Origin of the sequence: Borreliella garinii (assembly GCF_001922545.1) — a bacterium.
In the GTDB taxonomy this organism is placed as follows: domain Bacteria; phylum Spirochaetota; class Spirochaetia; order Borreliales; family Borreliaceae; genus Borreliella; species Borreliella garinii.
The window spans coordinates 421,164-433,604 of the sequence record NZ_CP018744.1 but is presented as its reverse complement, the minus strand read 5'-3'; the positions used below and the strand labels follow the sequence as shown (position 1 = coordinate 433,604).

Sequence of the window (12,441 nt, the reverse complement as noted above, 5' to 3'; positions counted from 1 at the left end):
ATCTTATTTGTTATTTTTTTTCTCTTTTTCTTTAATTGCTGTTTTGTAAAGTTTTTCTATTGCTCTATCAATAAGGTTGAGAAATACTTTATCGTCTTCTCTTATATGTATTATTTTTCCCCAATTAAAGTGAACATGTGCGTCGAATTCAAGAAGCTCATGTTCTTTTTTTATTGTAATTTTTAAATTTTCTACATGTTTTTTGATATGAGTATCAAATTTTTCTAGTTTTTTGAGAATAAAATTTTTTTCACTCTCATTTAAGTTATAATTAACTGTCTGAATTTTAGGTTCCATAATATATCTTTCCTTTCTCAGATTTTAATTCATTTCTATACTTGTTTACTGTTCTTCTAGAAATGGAGATCCCTTTGGATTTCAGTATAGCAGAAATCGCTTTATCTGACATCTTTTTATTTACTTCTAGTAACTTTTTTACCGTTATTTTAATGCTTAATTTTGAAAATTCATTTGTTTTTGCTCCACCAACAGAGCTAAAGAGCTCTTTGATTAATATAGTACCCCATTCACATTTTAAATATTTATTTTTTATTGCTCTTGATATTGTTGATTTTGATACACTTATTTTTTCTGACAAAATGCTCAAGTTCATTGGTCTTAAGCTTTTAAAACCTCTTCTTAGAAATTCTTTTTGCAATGTATATATAGCTATTCCTATTTTTGCAAGTATTTCGTCTCTATATCTTAATGATTCTATTAACCATTTTGCTTTTTTTTGTTTTTGAGGATTTATAGTTGTCTTTTTAAGTTCTTTTTTAAAGATGTTAACTTCTTTGATTTTAATTTCAAATTTGTTATTGTGGTTTATTATTAATATATCTGGATCAATATAGAAATTAGTGTCTTCTGGGTCTTTAAATTCGAGTGTTGGGTTGGGATTAAGTTTTTGTCTTATAATTTCTAAAGCTTTGTTAAATTCTTTACTTCTTATTTTAAGTTCTTCTTTTAACTTTTCTTGAGTTTTTTCAAGAAGTTCTGCCTTTTCAAGAATTTTAATAATATTGGCTTCTAATTTATGATGCTTTGCTTGCAAAATTAAAGATTCTATTATATTGGGAACGCAAATTCCAATTGGATCAAATTTTTGAATAAGTTCAATTATTTTTTTTACTTTTTCTTTTTCTTCCTTTTTAAAAAGGTCGTAAGGGTTTATTATATGAAACCCTTTGTTGTTTAGATTGTTTATTAATATTTCACCTATTTTAAGTTCATCTTCATTTATTCTCTGAATTCTTAGTTGTAGCAAAAGGTGTTCTTTTAAAGAAGTATTTGTTTGTGTTTTTTCAAGAGCTATGTCGTGTTGATTTTTTATCATATTATCTTCTTTATAAAAAGCTTTTTTAAACCTATATGTTTTTAATGTTTCAAAAAATATTTTGTTTGAGTCTATTTCTAGGCATTCGTTATTTTCGCTTTCTTCCAGTATAAGCTGTGTTAATTCTTTTTTGTTAAGACTTAATATTTTTATTGTTTGCAATTGAATTGAGTTTAAATTTTGGGATAACTTTAATTTTTGTTTAATCATATTTATATTAATGTATAAAAAAACCCGCTAAGTATAATTACTAATGCTGGGCTTATTTTATTATAAAAAAATAAAATAAAAAAATTAATTCCCACAATAGCCAAGGTTCTTAAAAACTCTGTTTTGTCGTTTTCTATCTTTAAATATGTGTTTTCGATCAGAATGATTATTGTAATTATCCACAGTGCAACAATAATAGGCTTTAGATTTTCTAAACAATAAGTTAAAAAGCTTGTTTTGTGTAGCATTAAGAGGATAATAATCATTATTATTATTGGAGCCGTTATTAATGCCCCTGTAGCAATTATTGCTCCTGCAATTCCTGCAGTTTTCATTCCAACGTATGTTGCTATGTTTGTGGCAATAGGCCCAGGAGTTATTCTTGATATTGTAATCATATTGACAAATTCTTCTTTTGTTATCCACTGTTTATTATTAATTATTTCATTGTTTATTATCGCTGCAATTCCATTGCCACCCCCGAAATTTAATAATCCGATTTTTAGAAATGTAATGAATAAGTTTATTAAAATCAATCGATATCCTTTTTCTCTTTAGTTAATATTTTTTTTATTGTTATATATTTTAATGTGTATATTAAAAAGAAAATTAGCAGTATATATGATATTCTTATTTTTAATTTAAAAATTGCAAAAATTACAAGAAAACATATTGTCCATTTTATTATAGAATTATTCAACATTTTTTTTGAAAATTTTAAAACAACTGTTAACATTATAATAATTGAAGAGATTTTTGCACCTTCGAGAAATTTTTCAACATGTATGCTATTTGGTACTAATTTTAGGTAAAGAAAAACCATTATTATTGCAATAATGGAAGGTAAAATTCCGGCAACAACGAGTAAAAGTGCGCATGGAAACCCCCCAAATTTTCTTCCTACTAGGAACACAAAATTAATTGCTGTAACTCCAGGAATAACATTTGATGTTGCTAATATTTTGTTAAAATCGTCCTCAGATATTATTTTTCTCTTTTTAACAAGTATTTTCTTAAGTTCAGATATGATTATTAATCCCCCACCAATTGTAAGCGTTGTTGTTTTGAAGACAAGTAAAAATAAGTTCAGCATTTCATATATTTTTTTTTGTCTCTTTCTCTTCATGTGTTTTGTCAAATTTAGTAAAAACCTTTGGCACTAATTCTACCACAAATATTGTTGTAATGTGTATTTTATTGTTGAACAGCGGCAATTTAAACATACTTTATTATGTTTAAAATATTTACTTGTTGTTTTTACTAGAGTTTTTCTATTGGAAAGGTTTGTTTGTTTTTGTGATATAATTCAATTAATTTATGTGAATATTAGAAGGAAAGTTTAGTTTGTTTAAGGAGTTTTTTATATTTCAAGATTATTTTAATCATATTCTTGAGAGTGTAGTAGGTTATGGTTTAAAGGTTTCTATTGCTATAGCGCTATGGTATTTTTTAAAGTTAATAGTTAAGAAAATAGGCAAAATCTTGTTTAAGACTTTGGAAAAGTCTAGATTAGAGGAGAAGTTAGAGGCTACAGTTTTCAACTTTTTAAAATCTTTTTTCAAAATCTTAACAGATTTTCTTATTGTTTTAATAATATTGCCATATCTTGGGGTGCCTACAACATCTATTATTGCTGTATTCGGATCATTAGGGCTTGCTATTGGGCTTGCTGCTCAGGGCATTTTGTCTAATTTTGTTAGCGGATTTATTGTTTTGAATTCTAAGTTTTTTAAGTGTGGAGATCATATTAAATGTGGCGATGTTGAAGGTTTGGTTGAGAATGTCCAAATTTTTTTTACTACACTTAAAACATTTGACGAAGAAATTATTAAAATTCCAAACAGTGAGCTTACATCCAATTTTGTTGTTAATTTTTCAGCAAATCCTAGAAGAAGAGTTGTATTTTCTTTTCAAGTTCCTCATGATACGAATATTGGTTTATTGAAAGATAAAATAGAGGATTTAATAATTTTTAATAATAAGGAATTTAATGTTGAGATTTGTTCTCCTACTCTTATTGTCAAAAAATATACTCCCTGTTACATAGTCGTGCAGGTTCGATTTTTTATTAATACAGATGCTTTTTGGGCTTTTCAATATTTTATTGGTGAGTCTATTAAAAATGTTTTATTGGATATGAAAATTAAGTTTCCAATTTGTTTTATACCTTTTGATAAGCCATATTAATGATTTTTTCTTGCAATAATTTCTGAGTAATAATTTTCAATTTTTTTTGTAAAAAAATAGCTTGAAAATTTAATAGAGTGTTTTTTAGCATTTTGTTTAAATGTTTTTAGTGTTTTATCATCTTTTATTACTTTTTCTATGTAATAAGATAAGTTTTCGTACTTTTTTATTAAGAATCCGTTTATTCCTTCTTTTATTACGTCTTTATATATATAATCATTTATTAAAATAGCAGGTATTCCAGCAGTTAATGCTTCTATTACTGTCATTGGATACACCTCGCTTCTTGATAGACTAGCAAAGATATCAGAAATTTTGTAGTAAAAGCATATTTCTTCCCATGGAATTGTTCCTATTAGCAATATTTGTTTTTCAAGCCCATGTTTGATGCTAAAGTTTTTTATTTCCTTTTCTTCACTTCCTTTGCCAATAATGATAAGCTTATAATTTTTGTTTTGTATTAAAAGGTCTTTTAAATTCATTACTAATGAATTTATGTTTTTTTCTTTATTGATTCTTCCAACAAATATTATTATTTTGTCTGTTTGTTTTATATTGTGTTTTTTAAAAATTTCATCTTTTTTTTCTTTGCTTAAAGTTTTTATGAAAAGCTTTCTATCAACTCCATTTGGAATAATTCTATAATTAGAATTATTTGAAAGTCGAAAATACCTCTCTTTTGCTTTGCTTGACGGATAAATAAAATGTTTTATTTTATTATAATGTTTTTGCATCATTTTGTCGGGTTTAATAAAATATTTAAAAATTCCTAGGTAATGTAAATAATAATCCCACATTGTATGACTTGTGTGAACTATTGGTATGTTTTGCTTTAATGCAATTTGTTTCCCAATTTTACCCATAGAAAACTCGGAGTGAGTATGAATAATGTCTGGTTTATAGCTTTTTATTATCTTAGATATTTTTCTTTTATTGGGAAAAGCTATTACAGCATCAAGTTTTTTATTTATTTGAATAGATGAACATCTGTAAACGTTTTTTTCGTTTAAAGATGTTTTGGATTTTGGACAAAATATGTAAACTTCATATCCATTTTTTTCAAATCCTTCTTTAATTTGCTTTATTGAAGTTGCCACCCCATTTTTTTCTGGGATATAAGTATCTGTAAATATTGCAACTTTCATATTCTCCTCCTAGCTTAAGTATAATATATTTAACACTTGGATTATAATTTACTTTGATGCAAGTGGTTTATTTATTATTGGGTAGTGAGCAAGGTTTAAAAGAAGCTTATTTAAAAGAGTTGCTAGTCAAGATGGATGCTTTTAAATCGAAAGTTTTAGTTACTAAATTTTTTTTGTCAGAACTCTCGGTTGTGGAATTTGTTGAAAAGCTATTTTCCAATTCTTTTTTTTCAGAAAAAGAAATTTTTATTGTTTATGAGTCTGAACTTTTAAAAGCAGGTAAAGATTTAGAACTAGTATGTAATGCAATTTTAAAGTCTAGCAATAAAACTATTATTTTTGTTTCTAATAGCAATACATGTAACATTGATTTTAAGAGTAAGCTTAAGTTTATAAAAAAAGTTTTTTATGAGATTCCTGATGATGACAAATTTACATTTGTAAAAAGAAATTTTTTTAATCTTAATATTAAAATTACAGATTCTGCAATAAATTTAATGCTTTTAATGTTAAATTCAGATACTAAAATTTTAAAATTTTATATAGATTCTTTTGCGCTTTTTGCCAAGAACAACACCATTGATGAGGAAGATATAACTTCTTGGATTAGCTTTGTTCGTTTTGAAAACACTTTTTCTTTATTTAATTCAATTTTAAAAAAAGATATGGAGCATTCTTTGATAAAGATTAAGTCTATTTTGGATCAGGGAGAAGATTTTCTTAGTGTTTTGATGAGTCTTATTTGGCAATTTAAAAGATTGTTAAAGGTGCAAATAGATTATAATATATGTGGAAGCTTACAGAGTGCATTGAATAAAAATAAAATTTTTTTTTCATTAAATAAAATTTATAGAGTAGGGGTTAAAAATTATTCAATTGAGGAAATAAAAATTGTTTTGAAAATTTTATATAAGTTTGATTTATATTTGAGGATTTATTCTAAAAATATTCATCAAAATTTGTCATATTTTTTAATATTTTCAATCTTAAACTTTAATAATAACTTTTTAATAGATTGTTCCAAAGAATCAAAATTTAATTTTTAATCTATGAAGCAAAAATTAATTTGGATTTTATTGTTTTGTTTTTTTTCTTGTAGATCTGAATCTAGATTGGCGGAAATTGTTTTAATAGAGTTTTTTGATTCTATTAAAAATTTGCAAAGTAGTCCCGAAATATTTTTTAGCTATTTAAATATTCCAAGTGATGATGATCTGAAGGCAAAAATTTTTGGATTTAAATCTCAGGCAAAGGATGATTTTATTTTTTATCCTTTGTTTATTAATAATCTAAGATATGAAATAATAGGTAAAAAAAATATTTCTAAGGGCTTTGAATTTGAAGTTATTATTAAAAATATTAACTTCAAAAACGGGATAGAAAAATTTTTGGCCAAATTAAATAAAATTGAAGTAGGATCTTCAAAGATTAAGAACTTAGGGAAAAAAGAGCGTAAAAAAATATTTGACAATTTAATAAATGAAGTTATTGGAGAGTTGGATAATTGTGATTACACTGAGATTGTTCATTTTTTTAGAGTGGTCAAGAGTTCTTCTGGAGGCTATAAAATAGAGCTTTTGGGAGATGTTTTAAATATGCAAGCTAGAAACAAGCTTATTAATGAACTTTTTTTAGTTTTATCGCCTGGAATTTCAAATAGTGTTTTAATTTTAAAAAATATTAATAAATAATAATTTAGTTTAAATTTTGTAATTTTATCGTTAATTTAGGGAGTATATAAATTTTAAATTTAATTAAAATTTATTTATCGTTGTCAATATTTTTATTGAGTTTTCTTTTATTGCAAATTCTTTTATTCTTTTTGCAAGCTTAATATTTACTTTTATTTTTTCTGAAATTTCATTTTCACTTAAAGGCAATATATCCTTATAGGTTCCAATTAATTTTAATATTTTTTGAGCTTTTTTTTCTCCAACCCCATCTATTTTTGTATACAATAGGGTTATTTTTTCTCGTCTTTTTTTATTAAATCCATTAGCTTTTCTGTGTGCTTCATCTCTTACATTTTGCAGTATCCTAAGAGCAGGATGTCCTTGGGTGAGATTTATTCCTTTTTTGTTGGTTGTTAAGAATATTGTTTCGTGTTTTTTTGCTAACGAACAGACTTTAACTTTGTCTTCTATTTTTAAGCTTTTTAAGATAGAAAAAGCAGCACTTAATTGTCCTTTTCCCCCGTCAATTAAAATTAAATTTGGTAGCTCTAATTTTTTATTGATTATTTCTGAATATCTCCTTAAAATTACTTCTTTTATTGCCTTAAAGTCGTCAATTTCTCCTTTCAACAGTGAGTTTAGCTTGTAAAGCCTGTAGTTTTCTTTAAAGGGCATTCCCATTTTAAAAGTAACCATAGAAGCCACTGTTTCTTGACCTTTAAGATGAGCAATGTCAAATCCTTCAATTATTTTGGGAAGTTTGTCCATTTCTAGTAAAAGTTTCAAACTTTCAAGTGCTTTGTTGCTTTTATTTTCGTATTCTCTTAAAGATAATTCAGCGTTAGATATGGCCATTTCCATTATTTTTAAAATTTCTTTTGTTTCTTTGTAAATAATTTCTGTTTTTGTATTTTTAATTTCATTTATTAGTTTTTCAACATTTTTAGTATCGACATCTTTGAGAAAAATATGAATTTTGTCGGGTACTATCATATTAATAGATGTGTAATATTGAATCAAAAATTGTAAAAGCAACTCATCTTTTTTGCATATGCTCTCATCAAAATTTGCATCTCTTTCAACTAATTTTCCATCTCTGTATTTTAATACTATTATTGTATTTACATTATCTCCCGGATGAACATATACATAGTCTATGTTTAAATTATTGGCTTTTGTAACGATTTGGATTCGATTAATTTCTATTAAAGAACTTTTCATTTCTTTTAATTTAATGGCAGTTTCAAAATCTTCTTTTTGTACAGCAAGTTTTAATTTAATGTTAATTTGGTCTAATATTTCTGATATATTCCCGCTTAGTATGGATTTTGCCTTATTTACTTCTATTTGATATTCTTTTTCAAGGTTTTCCTTGTAGCATACTCCAAGGCACTGTCCCATATGGTAATATAGACAAGGAGCATTGGATTTTTTTTTACACTTTCTAATCTTAAATGTTTTGTTAATAAAATCTAATACCTGATCTAATTTTTTTACATTGGTGAATGGGCCAAAATATTCGCTTTGATCATTAATTATTTTTCTAGTTTTAAAAATTCTTGGATATTTTTCATGAGTTATCCTTACCATAGGATAACCTTTTCCGTCTTTTAATTTTACATTGTAATCAGGCTTATGAGTTTTGATTAGATTGCATTCTAGTAGTAATGCTTCGTATTCGCTGTTTGTTGTAATAACTTCTATTGATTTTACATTTTTCATTAATATTTTGATTTTGTGACTTTTTTTTTCTAAAAAATAACTTTTTATTCTTGATCTTAGATTTTTTGCTTTTCCAATATAGAGTATTTTTTTATTTTTATTTAGCATTTTATAGCAACCGCTTGTAGTTGGCAATTTGGTTACTTTTTCGAATAAACTTGTTAGGGCCTCTTTCATAATGTCAGGTAGTTTTTAGATTTTAGAAATCATCTTATGATATAATATTGTATCATAAGATGATTTGTTTTATGATCTGGGGTATTTAAAAATATTAATAATAACAAATAAAAGGTCAAAAATGAGATTAATTTTAATGCTCTTGCTATTTTTTTTGTGCTTTTCTGTTCTTTTATCTCAAGAATTGAAGTTAATACTTGATTCGAAAAAAAATTTTAAATTTGTTCAAGATTCTAGCAATATTACTTTTGAAAGGGACATGAGGGGTTTGCTTGGTATTTATTTGGACAGATATAAAGCCGTTTTGGATTTAAATAATATTGATTTACGCTTAGAAATAGGAAGGGATAATAAATTAAAAGATACATCTTCAAACTATTTAGTTAGTGCAAACAGTTTGAGAGTTTCAAATGAATTTCGAAATGTTTCTAATGGCTCTTTAATTTTTTATTCAAATCAAAATCCTGTTAAGTTTAAGCCATTAACAAAGAAAGCTTTCTTTTCCTCAGGTAATACTGTTTCTGATTTTACTATTAAGTTTTGGGTATATCGAACAACCTCTGTTACAGGGGAAATTATTTTTAGTTGGGACGGCTATAAAAATATTAATAATTTATGGGTAGATCAGTCCATTAGATTAGAGAGTGACGAGGGAAATTTTGTTTGGGTTTTAAACAATGTATTTTTAAAAGATAATAAAAATCCACTCAAAATTAGAATGAAAAGTAATGATGATTTTATTCCCAAGAAATGGCATTTGCATACTTTAAGATATAGACAAAGGGATGGCATGCTTGAATATTTGATAGATTCTAAACCTCAGGCAATAGAATATATAACAGATAATAAGAAAGAAGGATCGGGATATTTATTAAGCATTGGCAATTTTATTGATTTTACCTTAGGGACTTATTTTACTGGTGCTGTTGAAAATTTAGAAATACATAAAAGCTTTGAAGAGGTTAGTAATGCTTTTTTTTCAAAGAATATGGGATACATTATTACAGAGCCTATCAAGCTTTCTAAATATTATTCTCAAGTATTGTCATTTGATGTTGATTCTAATGTTCCTAAGGATACAGAGATTGTTTATTATTATAGATTAGACAATAAGGTGTTTTATGATACGGATAGCTATGGGAATATTAAGAAAAATTTAACCGGGGCGTGGATTCATTTTGATCCTAAAAAAGATTTTCCAGATTCAAAGATATCAAAATATATTCAAATAAAAGTTGAATTTTATCCTAGTGGAGATTCCGTAAGTAGTCCTTCTCTTTATAGTATGTCGATCACTTATGTTCCTGAAGCAGCTCCATTTCCCCCTGTAATAACAAGGGTTATTCCGGGTTCCAGAGAAGTTTTTCTTGAGTGGATTCCTGTTGTTAATAGCAGCGTTGAAGGATATTATATTTATATTGGTGTTGCCTCTGGCAATTATCATGGAAAAACTAGTGGTGTTTTAACTTCTCCTATTGATGTTGGAAATCAAACTTCTTTTAAGATTACAGGACTTGAAGATGGAAGGCTTTATTATATTAGTATTGCTGCTTATAATTTGGATAAAAGTGTTAATAAGACTTCCTTTTCGAAGGAAATTTCTGTAAGGCCCATGGAGATTTTTAAAAAATATGAATAACTTTAGTTTTGAGAAAGCTTTAAATTTTTATAAAAATGGTGATCTTAAAAGCTCTCTTGACAATTTAGATGTTTTTGATGAAAATTTAGATTCTCTTGCACTTAAAGCTCTTATTTATTTCAAAAAAAAGGATTATAAGGCTCTTTTATATGTGTTGAATACTTATCCTGACGTTTTGAGTGAATACAATTTTTTAGTTAATCTTATAGATTATGGTAAAATCGAAAAAAATAAAGAAGATTTAGGGCCTTTTGAGAGTTATAATTTGGGTGTTTTTTATTTCAATTTAAAAGAATATAAACTTGCTTTAAGTTGTTTTTTAAAAGCCAAAGAGCAAAAACCTGATTTTATACAAGCGTTAAACAATAGTGCTGTCTTATTTGAAATGTTGGGCAACAAAGACGAGGCTTTAAAATTATTTTTTGAGGCTAGAGATTTAGATCAAAATAATTCTCTTGTTAGGCTTAATATTTGGATTTTAAAAAATAGAGAATCTCTTAAAGCAGGAAGCTTTTTGGAAGTAGACAAAATTTTTTCTGATGTCGATCTTGCTCTTGTTGTTAATTATTTGATGTATTATTTCTATTTTATTGGAGAAATAAGCAGGGCAATCAGACTTTCTGAAAAATTTTTAACAGATTCTCATTATTCTAAGTATATTTGGCACAATAGGGGGACTATTTTTCATAAAATAGGCAATATGACTCAAGCTACTACATCTTATGTTAAAGCCATTTTGAATTTTTCAAATATTTATACAATTTATAATATGCATATCGCAACAATTGAGCTTTTAAAATTTTCTCCTAAAAAGTCTATTGAGAGAATGGTTGATGATTATTCCAACCTAGACTTGATATATTTGTATGCAACTTTATTCTTTCTGAGAAATCGTGATCTTGAAGATGCCTATTTTTACATGAAAAAACTTTGCGAGCTTAATCCAGAGCCTTATTCAAAATTTTTAAAATTACTTGAGTCTAGCGAGGATATGTTAATTGAAAATCTGCTTGAAGAATTTGCAGTATCTTTAAGGGCAAATTGGCATTTAGAGTATTTATTTTTTATTGACAATTCTTTAAATTTGAGAGATCCTATTTTTATTTTTGATCACAATATAAGGATAAATACATATATTTGGAGAATTAAAGATGAGTTTATTGAATTGAAATTTAGCAATAATGAGGAAAAAATGGTTCAAGAGATATTGCATGCAGAATGTGTTTGTCCCAAAATTGATATTTCTATTGGAGATTTTCAAAAGTTAATAGAAGCTTATAAAGAGTTTAGAATAAATTACTATTATTTGTAATTTATTTAGTTGACAATAATAATATCTCTAATATAATATTTATTAATGCTGTAGGAGAGATGCCAGAGTGGCCGAATGGGGCTTCCTGCTAAGAAGTTGTCCTTTTAAAAGGGGACCATGGGTTCGAATCCCATTCTCTCCGTAATTATTTAAATCTTGACAGTGGATACTTTATTTATTAAAATTTGTTTTAACTCTGGAGAGGTGGCAGAGTGGTTTAATGCTACGGTCTTGAAAACCGTTGTAGGTGTAAGCCTACCGTGAGTTCGAATCTCACCCTCTCCGTAATTATTATATTTAAAGTATTAAGATTAAGGGCGCGGGTTTTTATTGGACTGATATTCATTTTCTGTGTTTTCATGTATAGGGAATTGAAACTCAATTTTATCGAATTCATTATAATCAATTAAGAATGGATTATAAAAAATTATAATTTGGTTCTTTTTGAAGTAATATTTATATCTTGGAAAAATTGTTGTGAATTTTTTTTCCAATTCGTTTGGGGTATATTTGTCTTTGACGTTAAGATCTTTAATCTTACTTCTTACCTGTTCTTTTAATACGTTTATTAGAGAGTCTATTTGATCTTTTGATATTATTTCTGAAATTTCTATTTTTTTGTTTCCTTTTAAGTTTAAAGGGTAATATCTTAAGAGGGTGTTTGATTCTTTTTCTTTGAGGGATTCTTTATATAAAATAGATGTAATGCCAATATTTTCATTTTTAAATATTGTAAAGCTGGAAAAATAAAAATATTCATTTTCTGAATTTTCGGTTTTTGATATTTTATTTTCGATATCTTTTTCCCATTTTTTTATAAAATTTTCAAATTCAAAGTTTGCATTTTCCATAAAAGGAATTTTTGCATCTATGTGGAGAATATTATTGTTTTTTAGTATTTTTTTTTCTTTGACATTTTTAGTTTTAATTATGAATTCAGAATTAATTTCATTCGAAACTGATTTAGAGCATGATAAAATAGATAACATTAAAAGAAAAATGATTATTTTAGTTTTCACAACTTCTCCATTTTCTATTGA

12 protein-coding genes and 2 tRNA genes are annotated in these 12,441 nt (G+C 26.2%); 7 read left to right on the top strand and 7 right to left on the bottom strand.

Going from position 1 to position 12,441, the window contains the following annotated elements:
• Nucleotides 1–3: 3 nt before the first annotated feature.
• Genes BLA33_RS02040 through BLA33_RS02025 form a run of 4 tightly spaced genes read right to left on the bottom strand, consistent with a single transcriptional unit; the run spans nt 4 to nt 2,684 of the window.
• A complete protein-coding gene (locus BLA33_RS02040) occupies nt 4–297 on the bottom strand; it encodes an HPF/RaiA family ribosome-associated protein (protein WP_029346525.1) in 294 nt (97 codons plus the stop codon).
• Nucleotides 287–1,546 carry an RNA polymerase factor sigma-54 gene (gene rpoN / locus BLA33_RS02035; RefSeq protein ID WP_029346524.1) on the bottom strand — a complete coding sequence of 420 codons (1,260 nt, stop codon included), beginning with the start codon at nt 1,544–1,546 and terminating at the stop codon, nt 287–289. The genes BLA33_RS02040 and rpoN overlap by 11 nt, the downstream gene beginning before the upstream one ends.
• Nucleotides 1,547–1,548: 2 nt before the next feature.
• Nucleotides 1,549–2,082, bottom strand: coding sequence for a chromate transporter (locus BLA33_RS02030; RefSeq protein WP_004791048.1), 534 nt, complete (start codon nt 2,080–2,082; stop codon nt 1,549–1,551).
• Nucleotides 2,079–2,684 carry a chromate transporter gene (locus tag BLA33_RS02025; protein WP_075226374.1) on the bottom strand — a complete coding sequence of 202 codons (606 nt, stop codon included), beginning with the start codon at nt 2,682–2,684 and terminating at the stop codon, nt 2,079–2,081. Before BLA33_RS02025 ends, BLA33_RS02030 begins: the two co-directional genes overlap by 4 nt.
• A gap of 206 nt (nt 2,685–2,890) precedes the next feature.
• On the opposite strand from BLA33_RS02025, the gene BLA33_RS02020 reads away from it, so the two are divergent.
• The gene (locus BLA33_RS02020) at nt 2,891–3,733 is read left to right on the top strand and encodes a mechanosensitive ion channel family protein (protein WP_029346523.1); all 843 of its coding nucleotides are present in this window, start codon (nt 2,891–2,893) and stop codon (nt 3,731–3,733) included.
• Here BLA33_RS02020 and BLA33_RS02015 read toward each other — a convergent pair.
• Complete coding sequence (locus BLA33_RS02015) at nt 3,730–4,878, bottom strand: glycosyltransferase family 4 protein (RefSeq protein WP_029346522.1); 1,149 nt, start codon at nt 4,876–4,878, stop codon at nt 3,730–3,732. The two genes, BLA33_RS02020 and BLA33_RS02015, sit on opposite strands and share 4 nt — an antisense overlap.
• Nucleotides 4,879–4,934: 56 nt before the next feature.
• Between BLA33_RS02015 and holA the strand changes: the two genes are divergently transcribed.
• A complete protein-coding gene (gene holA, locus BLA33_RS02010; protein ID WP_075226373.1) occupies nt 4,935–5,924 on the top strand; it encodes a DNA polymerase III subunit delta in 990 nt (329 codons plus the stop codon).
• A 3-nt stretch (nt 5,925–5,927) separates the two neighbouring features.
• Nucleotides 5,928–6,569, top strand: coding sequence for a hypothetical protein (locus BLA33_RS02005; protein WP_029346521.1), 642 nt, complete (start codon nt 5,928–5,930; stop codon nt 6,567–6,569).
• Between the two features lie 63 nt (nt 6,570–6,632).
• Here BLA33_RS02005 and uvrC read toward each other — a convergent pair whose 3' ends face one another.
• The gene (gene uvrC / locus BLA33_RS02000) at nt 6,633–8,450 is read right to left on the bottom strand and encodes an excinuclease ABC subunit UvrC (RefSeq protein WP_075226372.1); all 1,818 of its coding nucleotides are present in this window, start codon (nt 8,448–8,450) and stop codon (nt 6,633–6,635) included.
• Nucleotides 8,451–8,571: 121 nt separating this feature from the next.
• Here uvrC and BLA33_RS01995 point away from each other — a divergent pair, with 121 nt between their 5' ends.
• From BLA33_RS01995 to BLA33_RS01980, 4 genes are all read left to right on the top strand, one after another.
• Nucleotides 8,572–10,089 carry a fibronectin type III domain-containing protein gene (locus BLA33_RS01995; protein WP_004792726.1) on the top strand — a complete coding sequence of 506 codons (1,518 nt, stop codon included), beginning with the start codon at nt 8,572–8,574 and terminating at the stop codon, nt 10,087–10,089.
• On the top strand, nt 10,082–11,401 hold the full coding sequence (locus tag BLA33_RS01990; RefSeq protein WP_029346519.1) for a tetratricopeptide repeat protein: 1,320 nt from the start codon (nt 10,082–10,084) through the stop codon (nt 11,399–11,401). The genes BLA33_RS01995 and BLA33_RS01990 overlap by 8 nt, the downstream gene beginning before the upstream one ends.
• 53 nt (nt 11,402–11,454) lie before the next feature.
• Nucleotides 11,455–11,543, top strand: a tRNA-Ser gene (locus BLA33_RS01985).
• A 56-nt stretch (nt 11,544–11,599) separates the two neighbouring features.
• Nucleotides 11,600–11,686: transfer RNA gene (locus tag BLA33_RS01980), tRNA-Ser, on the top strand.
• A 26-nt stretch (nt 11,687–11,712) separates the two neighbouring features.
• On the opposite strand, the gene BLA33_RS01975 is transcribed toward BLA33_RS01980, so the two are convergent.
• A complete protein-coding gene (locus BLA33_RS01975; protein ID WP_174565082.1) occupies nt 11,713–12,420 on the bottom strand; it encodes a hypothetical protein in 708 nt (235 codons plus the stop codon).
• Between the last annotated feature and the right edge of the window lie 21 nt (nt 12,421–12,441).